Source organism: Vibrio sp. A1-b2 (assembly GCF_021726015.1).
GTDB lineage: Bacteria > Pseudomonadota > Gammaproteobacteria > Enterobacterales > Vibrionaceae > Vibrio > Vibrio diazotrophicus.
The window spans coordinates 125,103-142,162 of the sequence record NZ_JAKKCI010000001.1 but is presented as its reverse complement, the minus strand read 5'-3'; the positions used below and the strand labels follow the sequence as shown (position 1 = coordinate 142,162).

17 protein-coding genes are annotated in these 17,060 nt (G+C 43.2%); 6 read left to right on the top strand and 11 right to left on the bottom strand.

Features of this window, described 5'->3' with window-relative positions; translation table 11 throughout:
- Window positions 1–131: 131 nt before the first annotated feature.
- From L3V23_RS00610 to L3V23_RS00595, 4 genes are all read right to left on the bottom strand, one after another.
- Entirely contained in the window at window positions 132–1,760 is a 1,629-nt protein-coding gene (locus L3V23_RS00610; protein WP_237291785.1) for a HAMP domain-containing methyl-accepting chemotaxis protein, read from the bottom strand.
- A gap of 655 nt (window positions 1,761–2,415) precedes the next feature.
- A complete protein-coding gene (locus tag L3V23_RS00605; protein WP_081878664.1) occupies window positions 2,416–2,646 on the bottom strand; it encodes a cysteine-rich CWC family protein in 231 nt (76 codons plus the stop codon).
- Window positions 2,647–2,704: 58 nt separating this feature from the next.
- Entirely contained in the window at window positions 2,705–3,055 is a 351-nt protein-coding gene (locus L3V23_RS00600; RefSeq protein WP_237291784.1) for a hypothetical protein, read from the bottom strand.
- Window positions 3,043–3,375: a hypothetical protein gene (locus tag L3V23_RS00595; RefSeq protein ID WP_237291783.1), complete on the bottom strand. Its 333-nt coding sequence runs from the start codon at window positions 3,373–3,375 to the stop codon at window positions 3,043–3,045. The genes L3V23_RS00600 and L3V23_RS00595 overlap by 13 nt, the downstream gene beginning before the upstream one ends.
- Before the next feature lie 357 nt (window positions 3,376–3,732).
- Here L3V23_RS00595 and L3V23_RS00590 point away from each other — a divergent pair, with 357 nt between their 5' ends.
- Together L3V23_RS00590 and L3V23_RS00585 are read left to right on the top strand one after the other, a co-directional pair.
- Entirely contained in the window at window positions 3,733–3,918 is a 186-nt protein-coding gene (locus L3V23_RS00590) for a hypothetical protein (protein WP_042482150.1), read from the top strand.
- A 220-nt stretch (window positions 3,919–4,138) separates the two neighbouring features.
- Complete coding sequence (locus tag L3V23_RS00585) at window positions 4,139–5,470, top strand: leucine-rich repeat-containing protein kinase family protein (RefSeq protein ID WP_237291782.1); 1,332 nt, start codon at window positions 4,139–4,141, stop codon at window positions 5,468–5,470.
- A gap of 70 nt (window positions 5,471–5,540) precedes the next feature.
- Here the strand turns inward: L3V23_RS00585 and L3V23_RS00580 are convergent, their stop codons facing one another.
- From L3V23_RS00580 to L3V23_RS00555, 6 genes are all read right to left on the bottom strand, one after another.
- Window positions 5,541–6,056 carry a superoxide dismutase family protein gene (locus L3V23_RS00580; protein WP_237291781.1) on the bottom strand — a complete coding sequence of 172 codons (516 nt, stop codon included), beginning with the start codon at window positions 6,054–6,056 and terminating at the stop codon, window positions 5,541–5,543.
- Between the two features lie 403 nt (window positions 6,057–6,459).
- The gene (gene rplY / locus L3V23_RS00575) at window positions 6,460–6,738 is read right to left on the bottom strand and encodes a 50S ribosomal protein L25 (RefSeq protein ID WP_042487803.1); all 279 of its coding nucleotides are present in this window, start codon (window positions 6,736–6,738) and stop codon (window positions 6,460–6,462) included.
- A 194-nt stretch (window positions 6,739–6,932) separates the two neighbouring features.
- Window positions 6,933–8,306: an ATP-binding protein gene (locus L3V23_RS00570; protein WP_102965941.1), complete on the bottom strand. Its 1,374-nt coding sequence runs from the start codon at window positions 8,304–8,306 to the stop codon at window positions 6,933–6,935.
- Window positions 8,296–8,955: a response regulator transcription factor gene (locus tag L3V23_RS00565; RefSeq protein ID WP_102965940.1), complete on the bottom strand. Its 660-nt coding sequence runs from the start codon at window positions 8,953–8,955 to the stop codon at window positions 8,296–8,298. Before L3V23_RS00565 ends, L3V23_RS00570 begins: the two co-directional genes overlap by 11 nt.
- Window positions 8,952–9,368, bottom strand: coding sequence for a hypothetical protein (locus tag L3V23_RS00560; RefSeq protein WP_102965939.1), 417 nt, complete (start codon window positions 9,366–9,368; stop codon window positions 8,952–8,954). The genes L3V23_RS00565 and L3V23_RS00560 overlap by 4 nt, the downstream gene beginning before the upstream one ends.
- An 89-nt stretch (window positions 9,369–9,457) precedes the next feature.
- Entirely contained in the window at window positions 9,458–11,194 is a 1,737-nt protein-coding gene (locus tag L3V23_RS00555) for a DEAD/DEAH box helicase (RefSeq protein WP_102965938.1), read from the bottom strand.
- Between the two features lie 86 nt (window positions 11,195–11,280).
- Here L3V23_RS00555 and rsuA point away from each other — a divergent pair, with 86 nt between their 5' ends.
- The 3 genes from rsuA (at window position 11,281) to L3V23_RS00540 (ending at window position 14,020) form a co-directional block, all read left to right on the top strand.
- Entirely contained in the window at window positions 11,281–11,976 is a 696-nt protein-coding gene (rsuA, locus tag L3V23_RS00550; RefSeq protein WP_042487786.1) for a 16S rRNA pseudouridine(516) synthase RsuA, read from the top strand.
- A 176-nt stretch (window positions 11,977–12,152) separates the two neighbouring features.
- Window positions 12,153–13,361 carry a Bcr/CflA family multidrug efflux MFS transporter gene (locus L3V23_RS00545; RefSeq protein WP_102963355.1) on the top strand — a complete coding sequence of 403 codons (1,209 nt, stop codon included), beginning with the start codon at window positions 12,153–12,155 and terminating at the stop codon, window positions 13,359–13,361.
- Entirely contained in the window at window positions 13,361–14,020 is a 660-nt protein-coding gene (locus tag L3V23_RS00540; RefSeq protein ID WP_180980303.1) for a DUF2913 family protein, read from the top strand. The genes L3V23_RS00545 and L3V23_RS00540 overlap by 1 nt, the downstream gene beginning before the upstream one ends.
- A 52-nt stretch (window positions 14,021–14,072) precedes the next feature.
- On the opposite strand, the gene L3V23_RS00535 is transcribed toward L3V23_RS00540, so the two are convergent.
- Window positions 14,073–15,533 (bottom strand): DUF2867 domain-containing protein, encoded by a 1,461-nt coding sequence (locus L3V23_RS00535; protein WP_102965936.1) that lies wholly within the window; start codon window positions 15,531–15,533, stop codon window positions 14,073–14,075.
- 100 nt (window positions 15,534–15,633) lie between these two features.
- Here L3V23_RS00535 and L3V23_RS00530 point away from each other — a divergent pair, with 100 nt between their 5' ends.
- The gene (locus L3V23_RS00530) at window positions 15,634–17,010 is read left to right on the top strand and encodes an MATE family efflux transporter (protein WP_102965935.1); all 1,377 of its coding nucleotides are present in this window, start codon (window positions 15,634–15,636) and stop codon (window positions 17,008–17,010) included.
- The last annotated feature ends 50 nt before the right edge of the window (window positions 17,011–17,060 follow it).

The following is a 17,060-nucleotide window of genomic DNA, read 5'->3' as shown; positions in this document are numbered from 1 at the left end:
AGATAACGTCATTATAACCATGAAACTAAGTACATATACTTCCTAATCCCTTATTTTTTACCAGTATTATTGATGAGAAAATGAAAAGGAGCACAGATAAGTGCTCCTTTGTCTATGCTCGGGAATGAGGGTTAACCGACCTTAAATTGGCCCACATCTTTAGACAGTTTATTAACTGAACTGCCTACCAGTTTCGCTACTTCGTTAATCTCGTTAGACAAACCTTGACTCACTCGGTTTTGCTCGTTTAAGTGTTCTAGGTTGGTGCTTAACTCTTCTGACACACTGCTTTGTTGCTCCGTCGCAGTGGCTATCTGAGTTGCCATGTCACTAACGATCGTTGCAGAAGACTGAATTGATTCGAACATTTGCTGAATGTTCACTGAAAGTTCAACGTTCTTCTCGACACGATTTGAACCATCTAAGATTGAACTCACAGCGTCTTTCACACCACTTTGTAACTTGTCGATCATGTTCTGAATTTCTTCAGTGGATTTTTGTGTTTTGCTTGCCAGAGATCGAACTTCGTCAGCAACAACCGCGAATCCTCTTCCTTGTTCACCAGCTCGTGCTGCTTCAATTGCAGCATTAAGAGCGAGCAAGTTAGTTTGTTCTGCAATGTTACGAATCACTTCGAGTACCGTAGCGATATTGTTTGATTCGCTCGCCAACTGCTCGATCACTTGGTTGGCTTTTTTGATGGAGTTTGCGAGTTGGTTAATCTCATCTACCGAGTTATCAATGATTTTCATACCCTGAGTGGTAAGCTCGGCGGTGTGATCCGTTTCGTTCGCTGTGCTTAGCGTGCGTTCTGCCACTTCGCGAATGGATACACTGAATTCATTCACTGCTGCAGCAATTTGCTCAATGCTTCTCGTTTGTTCATTACTTACGCGTTGAGCATTTTCGTGAGTATTTGTAAGTTGAACTGCATTGTGTTCCAACGACGTGCTGCTTGATGAGATTTCAGAAATTAGGGTTTGTAGCTTAGCCACAAAGTCATCAAATGCCGAAGCCAGCTTACCCAGTTCGTCGGTGCGTTTAGAGTTGATGCGCTGTGTTAAGTCACCATCTCCTTCGCTGATTTCTTTGATACGTCGAGTGAGATCATTGACACTGCTGACCAGCACTTTAGGAACGACATAGCTAAGTGCACCAGTAAGAATGATGATGAAAGCAACGAAAATCAGCATATAGACTTCCATCTTTAAAGTCTCTTCTGAGAATTCAGTCACTTCGACGTTGGCCTGTGAATCTAACTCTTGGCTGGCAATATCATAGAGATCTCGTAGGCTCTGAAAATCATCAGAAACTGTTGAACCCAGTAATGCCTCAGCATCTTTGGTGTTGCCACTGTCAACAAGTTTGAAGAACTCGTTAGATGACTGTTCCCATTTTTTGAATCGGTTTTCGAAGTCACTGACTTTGTTGGTGATTAAAGGGTGGTCATCCATCAATTTTTTAAACTTCATCATGCGGTCATAAGCTTGCTTGGCATTGTCTTTGAAGTCTTTTAAATCGTCTTGACCCGGGCTAAGCAAATAATGAAGTTGAGCAACATAAGCTTGATATAAATCTCGGTCTGCATTCAAGACGAAAGAAACAGAAGGAAGGAATTGATTACCGAAATCATCTACGCCTTTGTTTAGCTTTTTGGTTAGTGTTCCGTAACTTAGAAATAAGATAATGAGCGATAAAACAGCAATCCCCATTGATATAGAAAGTTTGGATCTAATGCTCTTTGTTACTATCCCGAACATAAATCACCTCATGTGACAAAAATGCAAATACAACACTGACGATCTATTTTTCTTATTATTTGTTTAAATTTAAGTGATAAATAAAATAACTGCAACGTTTCGCCCTATATGCATCAATACACAATCGCATGTCGATAAAATGTTAATCCTGATGAAATAGAGATATCTACGTTTGAAATATGAATGTGTGTAGCATATTGTTCTTCAAGTGTTTTATTAGTGCTTGTGTTTGTAAAAAAGAAATTATTTTAGAGCAAATACTTGGTTGATTTAAGGTTGCTTAACTAATAACTTTATACAAATCAATTGGATGAAATGGTTTTGTTGTGTTTGTATTACTTTGTTTCTTTTGGTTACAATCGTTTTTAGCTTTTCTCATTGATATTTTTCTCTAAAATTAAACACTAAAAAATTGTGGTTTTATTAAAACATTCTACAAAGGGTGGTTTAGAATTATTACTCTATTTTACTCCTGTTTTTAACGAGGTTATTTCTTATTTTTAATAGTGCGGATATGAGGTTTTGTAATTGAGTTTATATTTAATTAAAACAACGTGATCCATTCTATAGGTGCTAGAAATAATGTTGTTATACAACCTGAAAAACAGTTTTTTAATAGCGTTTGCGTTTTATTAAATTATAAACGAGTAGGGAATTAGCCTAGTTTTTGTTCTATATGATAGTTCAATACACAAGTTCTACAGACGCATGCTTTTCTTCTTAGCTCTGGTGGAATTCGCGAAAGCAATTCCTCGGGAAAAGAAATTGCGGGATCGTTACACCAACAGGATTTCTTGATATCTAGTGCGCCTAAGTTGATACAGGCGTTGGGCTTACCACACAACGGGCAAACAAGGGGATCGGGTTTTAATTCGGTTATTTTCACGACTTAGGTCTCTCAGTAATACTTACCTCTTACATGTATAGAGAGTTATACACTGAGCCTAAAGAAAATGCATTGCTAAAGCGATAATCAAAGCTGGTAATCCTGCAATAAACAGCACGAAACCTGCTTGATAATTTTGTCTGTAATGCTGTTTCTCTTCTTGTTCGAAATTGTGCTCGTTGACCATACTATACACGCTATCGGTTTTTGCATCGTCGATTCGAGTATTTTTATTGTGCATACCGCCTGTCCAAAGCAGCTTTGCAAAAATCCATATTACGACCACAACATAGAATAGAAAATCTTCGAACCGAGTAGTCTTAAACTGTTCAACATAATGGGATAGAACAAAGACTGTCAGCATCGCCAGAGCATTAATCAGAATTACATGTTTAATCAGTTTAACCATGCCATAACACCACTGATGAAAATGAATATCACACCGACTATCCCTAAAGACAGAGAGAAACTAACTTTGTTTACGTAATCTTGTTGGTCATTCACTTTAGGCACTAACTCTTTGTGCACTATCATGGATAGAAAATGTTGATTTGATGGATGATTGCCATCAAAAGCAAGCAAGGCGATAGCCAATGAGACGATACCGCTGTAGGTGATGTAATCGATAAGTGCGATTTCGGTTAAGTAGATGAAGTTCATTTTTGCTAAGTAGGCAGCCGCACTGACGACGATAAAAAGTACTCCGATTTTGAGTAGTATTTTGAACATTCGCTTCTCTCTATTAGTTTTCTGTGCGTTGCAGTTATTGAACGAGATATAAGGACGGTTGAGCCAGTATACATAAATGAACACTGAGAGCTTTGGTAGCCAATAAAACCTGAACGTAGAATGTAAGCTTTGAGACGGCTATCGCGTGAAGAAGGTATATAGATTAATAAAACACTCAGTAAGTATTTATTTGTAGGTACTTTTTCCTGTGTCTACAGCTTTGTAGCATTGTTAAGCAACACATCATCACATTTATTTTTTGAATTTTGACTGAAATGAAAATCGTAGTTATATCAAAGAACTACTAAACTGATTACGTTAACGTAATCACTGATTTTTAATTGCAAGGAAAGTGCTATGTCCCAAGAAAACGGTAAACAGGAAGTGACGGTTGTCGATATCAAAATGCCATTTATGTCGATGGTTGTATTTATGGTGAAGTTTGCCATTGCCTCAATTCCAGCCTTCATTATTTTGAGCCTAATAATTTCGTTACTAATGGCTCTATTCGGTGGAGTGTTCCATGGGATGGGGAGATACTAGTTATAGCCTAAAATGGTGAAACCACTGTCTGATAAAGGGTGGGGTTATAAAATCAGTCTATTGCTCGTCCTTACTGTATAACTCTACCCAAAATAGTCAGTTCGGATTCTCGCTATGATGGCTTGCTTCGTGTTACGTAACCAAAGCGATTAAGTTATAATCCAACCCTTTTTGAATTTAGGAACGCCGCTACCGCGGTTTCTTTTTGATCGGGTTGATAATGCACACACTTGAACAATTGCGCTCTGGAGAGTTACAAGGCCTTCGTCGACTGAAGCTATCCTGTGGTTTAACTGAGTTTCCTCGCGAAATTTTCTCGTTGTCGGATACGTTAGAGATTCTTGACCTGACAGGGAATCAACTCTCGTCACTTCCAGATGATCTGGAACAACTCATCAATCTCAAAGTTATTTTTTGTTCACAGAATCAATTTACACAATTACCTGAAGTACTAGGACGATGCAACTCGCTAAGTATGGTGGGTTTTAAATCCAATCAGATTGCAGATGTCCCCGCCGCCTCTTTACCTGCCCAGCTGCGCTGGCTTATTTTGACGGATAATCGTGTTCAATCCCTGCCTGACAATATTGGGCAATGTTCTAGGCTGCAGAAACTGATGTTGGCGGGAAACCAGCTTTCCTCTTTGCCTGAATCTTTGGCTCTCTGCCATCGTTTGGAATTGATCCGCATGTCAGCGAACCAGCTTGAAGCTCTGCCTGAGTGGATATTCACTTTGCCCAAGTTAACTTGGCTAGCTTATGCCGGAAATCCTTTTACAGAGCGTTTGGAAACACAAGCTTTAGAAAACTCGATGACGGGCATTAATTGGCATCAACTAGATATGAATGAGTTGCTCGGTGAAGGCGCATCAGGCTTGATCTATCGAGCTAGTTTGTCTCGTGAAGAGGTGAGCCATCCGGTTGCCGTTAAACTGTTTAAAGGTTCAATGACCAGTGATGGTTTGCCAATGTGCGAGATGGCCTCAACTATGAAAGCTGGCCAGCATTATGCTTTAACGCAGACTCTTGGACGTATTCAGCATCATCCTTCCGGTACAGATGGCCTTGTAATGGAACTTATCCCTAATGAGTTTAATAACTTGGCTCAGCCGCCAAGTCTTGAATCTTGTACACGTGATGTTTATTCCTCAGACAAGCAATTTTCCACTTCAGCGTTATTTAAAGTTGCAGGTGCTATTGCAGACGCTGTAAATCATCTTCATCAACAAGGTGTAATGCATGGTGATTTGTATGCTCATAACATACTGACAACGCCATCGGGTGAGGCATTACTAAGTGATTATGGTGCAGCTTCCTTTTTTAATGCAGACGAATCTTTTCAAGCGGCGAGGTTGCAGCGTTTAGAGACAAGGGCGTTCGGATGTTTGCTAGAAGAGTTGATAGCGCGCTGTGATGATTTAGCTGAAGATGTTAGAAAGAATTTAGACGCACTGGTTGCTCAATGTTTGGCTCCTGAAATCATGGCTCGACCAACATTTGAGGGTATTTGCCAAGTTTTGTTGGATATAAGCCATCAAAGCCAGAAGCAATAAGGATTTAAACTTGTCGAGGGTGCTAACGCAACCTCGACAATTATTGGAAAGCCTTTGTGTTGCTGAAGCCTTAATCTATAACACCACAAACAACACGCGCGCCACCACCTCCGAGCGCAGATGGCATATCGGAATGGTTGTCACCACCTGCGTGAATCATCAGAGCTCTTCCTTTTAAGTCGGAAAGTTTTATACGTGGGGCCACAACAGGTTGGACGGCTTTATTATCCATTCCCACGTATAACGCGGGTAAGTCACCTAAGTGATTATCATCAGTCCACGGGTATCCATGTTTACCTGTACCTTTGGGGTCGTAATGACCTCCAGCACCTCCACCTAACACAGTTTTTCCATCTTTTTGTGTACTGTCACACGAGGGATTGGTATGCACATGGAATCCATGCGTCCCAGGAGTGATACCTGAAAGATTCGGAGTAAATACGACACCGTATTTGCTCTCTGAGAGTTCAATAGTACCGGCGCTTTTATTGGTGTTTAAATCGGTCATTGTGATTGTTTGAGCAACCGCAATAGGTGCAGTGGCCAGCGTAATGACCACGGTTAAGTTTCGTAATCCTTTGAGCATAACTTATGTTCCCTTCACTGATATTTGTGCAGCCACAAAGTTAGACTGCGTAAAGTGTTGTTATGAGGCTTACTTCAGCTATGACCACTATCTCTAAAGAGCAATAAGACTATCGCCTCTTGGTTCGTCATCTAATAGTAATCACTATATTTAGTATTAACAAAATAATAACTTTTAAATGCTGACTGGTTGCAGAGTGTTATTTGATTGAAGAAGAGGTTTAAGTTGAAAAGAGTGGGTGGAACGTAGGTGCTATGAATTGACTTTTGGAAGATCCAAAACGGTGAAACCCCGATGTTGGTAGCATCGGGGTTTCGAATTTTTAGACTTATCAGATGGTAAGGCTGATTTATCTTATATATGCAAAAGGTGGATTCTATCCAGCTAATTCCTTGGTAGGGAATTAGATACGGATGAAGTCCATGTGCTCAACTTTTGGCTTAAACACGTGACGTTGTACGTCTTGTGGCTTAACCTTAACTTCAGCACCATCAATCACTAGAACGATACCTTCGTAGAACTCAGGCTTATCCATTTGGTTAATGATTTCGTCGTGGTTTAGAGTGATTGATACAGGCGCTGCCTCACCACCGTAAACGATAGCAGGGAATAGGCCAGCGTGACGTAGGCGGCGGCTCGCACCTTTACCTAGTTCAGTACGTACTACTGCTTCAAATTTCATAGTATTTACTCTCAAAATTAGTAAAAATTGGATGCACAACACAATGCGACCTTGTGTTGTAATAACGTTTGATAAATCAAATATGTCTATCAAAACGAGCGCGGATACTATCATTCAATCAGAGATGTAGCAATAAAAAAGTCGCTACTGAGGAGAATCTTATCCAGATGAATCCCTTATTGAGCAAGGATCCATCAAGTGGTTGGTACAGGTAGCGTTAAGGTTGCTTTTAATCCGCCTAATTGCCCTTTAGAGAGAGTCAATTTCCCCCGGTAGCTGTGTGCCATTTCGCTAACGATATTGAGTCCTAAACCTGTTCCCGGTACGGTTTCATCTAAGCGAATCCCGCGCTTTATTGCATGCTCTATATCTTCTTCACTGATACCCGCACCATCATCTTCAATACAGATATTGATCCGCTCTTTACCTTCAGCAACGCTGTAAACCCGTATGAGTGAGTTTGCCCACTTGTAACTGTTTTCGAGCAAGTTACCGATCATTTCATCGAAGTCTGTCGGTTCTACCGCCACACAAAGATTGGAGTCCAACTCGTTGACTAAGGTGATTTCTCGCGCTGCATAAACTTTATCAAAAGCCATTGAGATGGCATCCACTCGCTCGCTGGGTAAGGTTTTCACTGCAAGTATATTTGCTGCGCCTGCCATGCGCGCACGGCCCAGATGATAATCGATGTGTTGCTGAATCTGTTCGATAGGTTCTTGCAGTGCCAGCTTCTGTTCGTCACTCAGTTTTGCCACTTCGTTTTTAAGCACGGAAAGTGGAGTTTTCAAAGCATGAGATAAATTTCCCGCATGGTTGCGTGCGCGCTCTAGTAGTTCTTGATAGTGGAACAGCAGTGCATTGAGATCTTTTACCAGCGGGTAAACTTCTTTTGGATAATTTTCATTGAGACTGGACTGTTCACCTTTGCGCAGCAAAGCGAGTTCTTTTTGCATTTTCCCAAGCGGCCATAAAGACCAAGAAATCTGTGCGCTAATCAGTATCAGTACGCCGGAAAAGAGCAGGGCAAGAATGATCCAAAGTTGACCAATGACTTGTTTGAGAGTCTCTTGAATCGGTGACTCATCCATACCAACGATGATTTGTATTGGACGAGAATACTCAGGCAAAAAGATGCTTTGAGTGAGAACAACTAAGTTTTCGTCTTTTGCTCCCTTATAAAGGGTTTTGTGCCCGTGTTGCTCTTTAACCAGAGTTTTGTCCCAGAGTGATCTGGATCGAATTGAGTTTTCGCCACTGTTCTCACCAATCGTCATAGACCAATAAACACCGCTGTAGGGTTGGTTGAATCTGGGGTCGGAAAGACGTCGGCTAAGACTAAGTCTGCCGTTACTATCTGCTTCCAAATTAGCGGTGAGTTCATCCATTGAAAGACGCAACTGACTTTGGGCATCTTCAACCAAGTAGTCTTTTACCATGCTAGGGATAAGATAACCGGCTGCTAGTATCATGGCGCTCAGCCAAAGGATCGCAGCCAGCAGTAAGCGGTTTTTAATACTAAGGTGTTTCAACGGAGAGTGTCTTAACGAAAAGTGTTTATTGGGCATGCAATTGATACCCCAAGCCTCTCACTGTTTTGATGACATCAGGCGCCACTTTTTTGCGAATTCGGCCAATGAACACTTCTATTGTGTTGGAATCGCGGTCGAAATCTTGTTTATAGATGTGTTCAACTAATTCAGTACGTGAGATGACTTTATCCGGATTATGCATGAAATAAGCGATCACTTTGTATTCCAATGCAGTGAGGTTTAACTGCTGGTCTTTCCACATCACAACAGAACTTCTGGTGTCGAGACTTAAGTTCCCAACTTGTAAAACCGGTGATGCGTTACCGGAAGCTCGACGTAACTGAGAACGAATTCGTGCAATCAGTTCAACCAGTTCAAAGGGTTTAGTTAGGTAATCGTCCGCACCTGCGTTTAAGCCTTCGACGCGTTGAGTGAGTGTGTCGCGGGCGCTGAGAATGATCACAGGTGTATTGATTTGCTGGTCGCGCAGGTTATTTAGTACCGAAATACCGTCTAGCTTAGGCAGACCTAAGTCAAGAACGATACAGTCCCATTCTTCGGTCGTTGCTCTGTACAGTGCGTCTTCGCCGTCATAAGAAACTTCTGGCACCCAGCCAGCGTCTTCTAGCGCTGTTGTAATTTGTTCACTGAGTTTTTGGTCGTCTTCAACTACAAGAATCTTCATTGTGCGTCTCGGTTTTTTATTATGCTAAGCACGTCTCTGCCTTTGATAGACATTAGCTCAAGAGTTGTTGCGTTGTATTCAACACGTATCACTTTATCTTCATGAACTAATTTTAAATCGTAGATCCATTCATCGTCATCTTCTTCAAGCTCAACTTTAATAAGGCGACCATAAAGTTCATTGTCTATAGCTGCGTACAGTTCCGAAAAGGGTTTTATCAGACCTTTCTGTACCGCGACGTACACTTCATCCTGATCTTCGTCGATTTTGACTTGAGTCCCTTCTTTGTAGGTATCTTGAATGGGATCGTTAAGCACAGGCTGCTCGGCAAAGGCCAGTGAGGTTACACCTGCAGAACAAAAGCCCGTTAGAAGAGCAATCAAAGTAGCGGTATGGAGTTTTGAATTAAGCATGTGAAGCGTCCGTTACGTCATGATTGGTGCAGTATAAAAATCGCAATATGAATAGGATGTGAATTCAATCGTCCTAAAAGAGTTGGAAGTTACACTAGCTCATCTGCGAATATTTTGTCGCGCATTTTCCAGAAGCGGCCAGATTTTCGGGCGATCACAAACTGTGGCGGACGGAAGCGATGTTGATTATCGACCACTTTTGATGGAGATGCCTCTTCGAAAGGACGGTGTCTGTCTGCTAAATGAGGGCGGACAAAGCGTTCTTTAAATACGGCTTTTTGTTTAGGTGTGGTCAATGCCCAGAATTCATGAACTTGAGCGTTGTTGTCACCAATATAAGTCACTCTTAACTGCGACTTGCCTTTATCATCTTTGTGAACACTCAAATCCATATTTAAACATTCGAAAACCAAGGCATCTTTTAGGTTCAACGCTTCTTTAAGCTTTTTGTCTGGGTCGACTAATGTGGCATCACACTCGTGGCAGATGCGCGCAGCGATATCGTTGTCTGCACCACACTCACCGCAGTACTTGGCTCTGAAACGGTATCCACAATGTTCGCGCTCGTTGGTTTCTTCATCGGTGAAGTAGCCTTGGCATTTTCGTCCATAGTGCTCAATGAGAAAGCCGTTTGTGTCGAGCTTGCCCCAGAAGTTGTTGTTGAATCCGCAAGCGGGGCAGGGAATAGTGATAATTTCGCTGCTGGAATCCGGTTTAGGGTCGCCAACTTCGGGTTGATAAAGATCGTAGGTGTTACCTGCATAGTCGAGCACGAGACACTCATTTTTGCCTTCAGATAAACGAAGCCCACGCCCAACAATTTGTTGATACAAACTGACGGATTCTGTCGGTCTCAGAATGGCAATCAAGTCTACGTGTGGTGCGTCAAACCCAGTTGTCAGTACTGACACGTTGACCAGATACTTAATTTCACGCTGTTTAAATGCCTGAATAATACGGTCACGTTCTGGAGAAGGGGTGTCACCAATCACTAGTGCAGACTGAGCTTCAGGCAATAACCCCATGATCTCTTGCGCATGACGCACGGTGGCAGCAAAAACCATCACACCTTGTTTGTCTTTGGAAAGCTCAATGATTTGAGCCACAATCTGCGGTGTTGCTCGCTTAGACTGTTCAATAACTAAATCCAGTTCAGATTCTTTATATCGTCCAGTATTAGCGGGTTTGAGCTGTGAAAAGTCATAGCTCAGAACGGGCGCGTCAATTAAGCGGGCGTGAGTTAAAAATCCCTCATCCAGTAAATACTGTATAGGCAACTCGAAGATGCAGTCGCGGAAGAAACGTGGCTCTTCGCTACGCACCAGTCCGCGAGTATGGTACTGATAAATCCAGCCCATCCCTAAGCGATAAGGTGTCGCCGTTAAACCTAGCATTTTCATTCCCGGATTTAGCTCTAGAAGATGAGCAATCACTTTCTGATAGCTGCTGCTCTTATCGTCAGGAACGCGGTGGCACTCATCGATAACCAGTAGGGAAAATTGGTTTTTAAACGAATCTAAATTACGCACCACAGATTGCACGGACGCAAACACCACTTGTTGATCGGTTTCTTTTCGCCCCAAACCCGCCGAGAAAATCGAACCGGTTAAACCATAGCCTTCATACTTCGCATGGTTTTGCTCAACCAGCTCTTTTACGTGAGCAAGCACCAGAACACGACCTTTCGCTAATCTTGCCAGTTCTGCAATCACCAAGCTTTTGCCCGCACCCGTTGGCAGCACTATGACTGCTGGTGTGGAATGCTTGCGAAAGTAGTGAATAACAGCTTTAACTGAGTCTGCTTGGTATGGGCGAAGTGTATACATGCAATTGGGCGAATAATTCTGTGAAATAGCTCAACTAATTTGAGTGACTTGCGTATAATACCCGACTTCAAGCAGATGAGGTATTCATGCGTTTAGATAAATTTTTGTGTGACGCGCTAGGAACAACGCGTAAAGAGTCGACTCAAATTCTTAAAAGTGGCGAAGTCACCGTTGATGGTGAAGTTCAGAAGGTTGGTTCATTTAAGGTTACTGAGCAATCGGACGTTGAGTGGCAAGGACGTGAAATTAGAATCAGTGGTCCGCGTTACATCATGCTTTACAAGCCACAAGGTTATGTTTGCTCGCACGAAGACGGTTTCAACCACACAGCTTTTGTTCTGCTTGATGAAGTAAATATGCGTGACTTGCATTTTGCAGGGCGATTGGATGTCGATACGACGGGCTTAGTGCTTATCACGGATGATGGTCAATGGTCGCACCGTATTACTTCACCAAAGCACAAATGTGACAAATTGTACCGTGTCTGGCTTGATGACCCTATTCAGCCTGACTATCAAGAGAAGTTTGCAACAGGCATTGAGCTACGTAATGAACGCGAGTTGACACTTCCTGCACAAATGGAAGTGATTGATGAGAAGCAAGTACTGCTGACCATTCATGAAGGTAAGTATCATCAAGTGAAACGAATGTTTGCAGCGCTAGGTAATAAGGTCGTGGGGCTTCACCGTGAACGAGTAGGTAACATCGTTCTGGATGAGTCATTAGAACCTGGCGAGTATCGCTATCTTACCGAAGAAGAAGTTGCTTCAATCTGGAAGTAATTGCGGATTTACTTGTTTGCTCTTGTCATACAAGTGAATCATGAGGAAGCCTCTGCTTCCTCTACAAGAAAACATTCCTCACAGTTCTCGTAGCTTGGACTTCGTGTCCTTCCTTTAAGCTATTATTGAGTGCGTCATTCACGTGATGCACTGGTTCTAACATCGAACGGAGATTTATGACTTCGAATACTACGTCGCCCGCTAGTGACGCCGCTAAAATCAGCTTTGTAATGTTTATCGTATTAGGAGCGATAGGCGCATTGACGCCTCTTGCTATTGATATGTATCTACCGGCTATGCCTGCGATAGCCAAAGATTTAGGTGTGAGCGCGGGTGCGGTGCAAATTACGCTGACTGCTTACACCGCAGGTTTTGCTATTGGTCAGTTACTGCATGGTCCACTGGCCGACAGTTATGGTCGTCGACCTGTGATGCTAGTGGGTATAGCATTATTTGCTATCGCTTCTATTGTGAGTGCTACCACCAATGGTATTGATGCATTAACCTATGTCCGTACTGCGCAAGGATTTGCTGGTGCTGCAGCGGCGGTAGTGATTCAGGCGGTTGTGCGAGATATGTATGACCGCGAAGATTTCGCACGTGCGATGTCATTCGTCACTCTAGTGATCACTTTGGCACCGTTAGCGGCACCCATGATCGGTGGACACTTAGCCGTGTGGTTTGGCTGGCGTTCGATATTCTGGGTATTAGCAAGCTTTGCTTTGGTAGTTATTGCTATGGTGTTATGGAAAATTCCAGAAACGCTTTCAGCCGAGAATCGTCAACCTCTGCATTTCCGTAGTACTATTCGCAACTATGTACAGCTGTGCCGTGCTGGCTTTGCGATGGGACTGATTTTCTCTGGTGCGTTCTCGTTTGCCGGTATGTTTGCTTTCCTGACTGCAGGCTCATTCGTTTATATTGATTTGTATGGCGTTAGCCCAAGTGAGTTCGGTTATCTGTTTGGTCTTAACATTGTCGCTATGATTGCTATGACCAGCCTTAACGGACGTTTCGTCAAGAAAGTCGGTTCTCATGCCATGTTGCGTTTTGGTCTGTTCATTCAGTTAATGGCGGGCTTTGGCCTGTTCATCAGCTGGCTGATGAGCTGGGGACTGTGGGGTACAGTGCCATTTGTAGTGATGTTTGTGGGTACTATCTCAACCATCGGCAGTAACTCTATGGCGCTATTATTAAGCCGTTATCCAAGAATGGCGGGTACGGCATCGTCATTAGCGGGAACGTTAAGATTTGGTACCGGTTCGGTGATAGGTGCTGTTGTAGCAGCAATGCCTAGCGGTGTGGCATGGCCAATGATATTGGTGATGTCAGCCTGTTCAGTACTTTCAGCAACCTTCTATTGGACATTAGGAAGAAAAGCATAGTGTCAGAATATTACTTAGAAATTCAAAATGTCGTTAACTCAGCACTGGGTGAATTAGCCGCTGAGCATGAATCTGGAAAGCTGGTTAATGCGCCAGTTGCCAACAACCATTTTCTTGTTCACTGGGTGTCTAAAGCGATTAAAGCACAGCGCTTTGATCGTTGCGTAGTCGATGATTTAACGCGTTGGCTAAAGGCTGGACGCTCTAAAGGCAATCAGTCAGAGCTGCTGTTTACTTTCAAACGTATCTCAGCTTTTTATAAAAGCTTCTTTGAAAGTGAAACAAATAACGTCGTCACAGATAAAAAGATTGAAGCGTTTTTAGACCAAATGGAGCAGGCGGATTGGGAAGTTTCTACTTCTGAGCCTCTTGTTGGTGTTGGCAAAGTGCAGATCTTTACCGACGGTCAAAACTCGTTAGCCTTATGTTCAGTACAGTGTGAATCTTGTTTTGATGGCGAACTAATGGTGAAGCCGATGAACTGGTTTGTGCGTGGTAATCATGCCCAGTTTGTTGAAATGGCAAGCGCAGCCGGATTTATGGTTCATAAGCAAACTGACTATAAGTCGAACGTAAAATATCACGGCGAATATCTTGTTTTTCCTGCTAATCAGGGTAAACAACTGGCTGAAATTCCGTTGTCATTCAAAACGGAATAACGGCTTACTATCGTGTTATGAAAAGGCTCTGCGAGAAATCTCAGAGCCTTTTTTACACTTTAGTTATGGTTTGACTTTTGCTTTTCTGACTATCTGCTTTCCTGACTATAGCTTTAACCATGCCGTTAAAGATAAACAGGTGTGCAGGCATCATTACAAACCAGTACATGAGGCCGAGAAAACCTTGAGGATGCCACCAAGCGGTAACGTTCAGTTCGCGCTTGTCACCATGGTCTTTAATGGTGAACTCTAATCGCCCTAAACCGGGGCCTTTCATACCGAAAAACAGTGATAGAAATTCATTAGGTTCACAGCGTATAACTTTCCATGAATCAATATAGTCTCCAACTTTGAGCTCTGGACCTTCGGGGCTGCGTCGAACTGGGTGTCCACCACCAAAGAGTATATCTAGCCATTCTCTGGTACGCCAAAGAACGTTAGCAAAAAAGTAACCTTCATCTCTACTGCCGATAGTTTTAATGATTTTCCATAATTCACGGTTGGTTAAATCTGTTTCTATTGTTGCGCCAGCCTGTTTTGGATAATAGCCAAAACCCGGTTGCCATCTCTTTAATGCGTTAGGCTCAAAGCCCCAAACCTTGCTGCGAACAAATGTCCCCTCATGTTCGATAGTGCTACGAACTGCATCACGATAGGGAATCAGGGTTTGTGGATAAAGCGCAGTTAGCTGATCTGATTCCGCTATGTAGTCATGTTCTAAGCCTGCAAGCAGAGCACGGGCAATGTTAGAAGGAACAGAAGTAACAACTCCTAACCAGTAAGAGGCCATTTGCGGGGTAAGCAGTGATGTTGACCATAACCGAAACGGTTTATTTGCGAGGTCACAAATGACCTGAAACTGCTCGCGATAGGAGAGAGTATCTGGGCCTCCGGCCTGATAAAGCTGATGCGAAGTAGGTTGTTCTTTGGCAAGTTGCAGCAGGTAGTGATTCAAATTTTCCAATGCAATCGGGTTGGCTTTTGAATCCACCCATTTCGGTGTAATAAGAACGGGCAGGTTGTAAACGAAATCACGCATGATTTCAAAAGCGGCAGAACCCGGCCCAATAATGACGCCAGCACGCAGTTCTGTAACTGGTACATGGCTTTTTCTCAGTATTTCACCCGTCTGTTGGCGTGCCTTTAAGTGCTCCGAATTCCCAGTTTGTGGCTGAAGTGCACTGAGATAAATCACGTGCTTTACCTGACTGATATCCAGCGCCTGTTTGAAATTATTAGCCAAAGAGAGTTCATACTCTGCAAAGTCATGACCTTGAGCCATGCCATGAACTAAGAAAAACACCAGATCAAACTGTGGAACCAAGTCCATCGTTGCCTTTTTATCTGCAAGGTCGAGATAGGTGATGGTCAGTTTGGGATGGGGCGCTACTCGCGCTTGTAAGTAGTCAATGTGTCGAGCCGCGGCGGTGACTTCATAGCCTTCGTTGAGCAGTAAGGGTAATAGCTGTGAACCAACATAGCCAGATGCGCCAAGCACGAGTACTTTTTTCATTCATTATCCTTGCTTTATGTTGGTTAGATTATGCACTAATGAGTATAATAGCCGCTTACTTTTTCTCTTTCTATCAATCCTTTCTCTCTAGGGGTGTCGTTTGTCTCTGTTATCCCAAGTTCTGCTCCATACAAAAGGAGATTTCTTGCGTCGCTTAATTGCGATTGCGCTTCCTATCAGCTTACAAATGTTGCTGCTATCGAGCCGTGGATTGGTCGATGTATTAATGCTTGGTCAATTAGGCGAAGCTGAAATTGCTGCCGTTGGTGTCGCTGCGCGAGCTACATTTGTCTCCACCATTATGTTGATTGGTATCTCAGCGGGCGGCGCTTTGCTTTCCGCGCAATTCTGGGGTGCTGGTGATCGCGATGGGCTGAGAAGCAGTACAGCTTTGACGTGGCTAATGTCGATGATATTTGCTTTGTTTACGGTTGTCCTGTTTGTTATTTTCCCGCACGACATTATGGCTTTGACCACAGATTCAGACATGGTCAACGAACTTGGCAGCCAGTATTTGGTGATTACTTCCGTAAGCATGTTTGCCATTGCCAGCGCTAACAGTATGGCAGTCGGGCTTCGAGCGATGCACAAGCCGGGGATCAGTACTTTCTTTAGTGCGATTGGTATTGCCTCGAACGTATTGCTCAACTGGGTTTTCATCTTCGGCAAATTAGGCGTTCCGGCTTTGGGTATTAAGGGGGCGGCTATTGCCACAGTGCTAAGTGGTGCGATAGAAGTCGCGTGCCTATATGGTTATCTTTACAGCAAGAAACACCTACTGGCGTTCCGCTATGAAGACCTTTGCAAAGTGGTCGAGCTAAGCAATGTGGTTCGATTTTTGAAACTATCGCTGCCAACCACGTTCAACTTCCTTGCATGGTCTGGCGGGTTATTCGTTTATCACGCGATCATGGGACAAACTGGTGTGCAAGGACTTGCTGCGCTATCAGTTATGACTCCGGTCGAATCTATTTCATTGAGCCTGCTGATAGGGTTGTCTAACGCCGCCGCAGTATTAATTGGTAACCAGCTTGGCGCGCGAAATTATGAAGCAGTTTATTACCAAGCTATTGGTGTGATTGGTGCTAACTTTATCACCGCGATTTTTATGTCTGGCTTGTTGTATCTGCTGCAAATTCCGATTCTCAATTCGTTTAGTGCACTAACGGAAGAGACTAGAGTTCTTGTTGAAGAATTTATGCTGATATTGAGTTTGGGTATCGTACTTCGTTCAATACCCATGGTGGCGATTGTCGGTGTACTGCGAGCCGGCGGTGATGTGAAGTTCTGTCTAGGTCAGGATTTAATTGCCCAATGGGTTGTTGGTATTCCGCTTGCTGCTTTCGCCGCGCTTTACCTTAATGCCAGCCCTGAATGGATCTACTTGTTGTTTTTAAGTGAAGAGGTCGTGAAGTGGGTTGGGTGCTTTTATCGCGTGAGAAGTAAGAAGTGGATGCGAAATTTAATCGGAAGTTGAATTTTGTCTACCGAGTTGCTGCATTTTGCAACAACTCGGTGTAAGTACGC

Bases quoted from the DNA above. Each gene is read 5' to 3' on its own strand.
- L3V23_RS00580 (WP_237291781.1), bottom strand. From the start codon at position 6,056: ATGCTCAAAGGATTACGAAACTTAACCGTGGTCATTACGCTGGCCACT.
- L3V23_RS00570 (WP_102965941.1), bottom strand. From the start codon at position 8,306: ATGCCCAATAAACACTTTTCGTTAAGACACTCTCCGTTGAAACACCTT.
- L3V23_RS00600 (WP_237291784.1), bottom strand. From the start codon at position 3,055: ATGGTTAAACTGATTAAACATGTAATTCTGATTAATGCTCTGGCGATG.
- L3V23_RS00610 (WP_237291785.1), bottom strand. From the start codon at position 1,760: ATGTTCGGGATAGTAACAAAGAGCATTAGATCCAAACTTTCTATATCA.
- rsuA (WP_042487786.1), top strand. From the start codon at position 11,281: ATGCGTTTAGATAAATTTTTGTGTGACGCGCTAGGAACAACGCGTAAA.
- L3V23_RS00595 (WP_237291783.1), bottom strand. From the start codon at position 3,375: ATGTTCAAAATACTACTCAAAATCGGAGTACTTTTTATCGTCGTCAGT.
- L3V23_RS00545 (WP_102963355.1), top strand. From the start codon at position 12,153: ATGACTTCGAATACTACGTCGCCCGCTAGTGACGCCGCTAAAATCAGC.
- rplY (WP_042487803.1), bottom strand. From the start codon at position 6,738: ATGAAATTTGAAGCAGTAGTACGTACTGAACTAGGTAAAGGTGCGAGC.
- L3V23_RS00560 (WP_102965939.1), bottom strand. From the start codon at position 9,368: ATGCTTAATTCAAAACTCCATACCGCTACTTTGATTGCTCTTCTAACG.
- L3V23_RS00590 (WP_042482150.1), top strand. From the start codon at position 3,733: ATGTCCCAAGAAAACGGTAAACAGGAAGTGACGGTTGTCGATATCAAA.
- L3V23_RS00555 (WP_102965938.1), bottom strand. From the start codon at position 11,194: ATGTATACACTTCGCCCATACCAAGCAGACTCAGTTAAAGCTGTTATT.
- L3V23_RS00585 (WP_237291782.1), top strand. From the start codon at position 4,139: ATGCACACACTTGAACAATTGCGCTCTGGAGAGTTACAAGGCCTTCGT.
- L3V23_RS00535 (WP_102965936.1), bottom strand. From the start codon at position 15,533: ATGAAAAAAGTACTCGTGCTTGGCGCATCTGGCTATGTTGGTTCACAG.
- L3V23_RS00565 (WP_102965940.1), bottom strand. From the start codon at position 8,955: ATGAAGATTCTTGTAGTTGAAGACGACCAAAAACTCAGTGAACAAATT.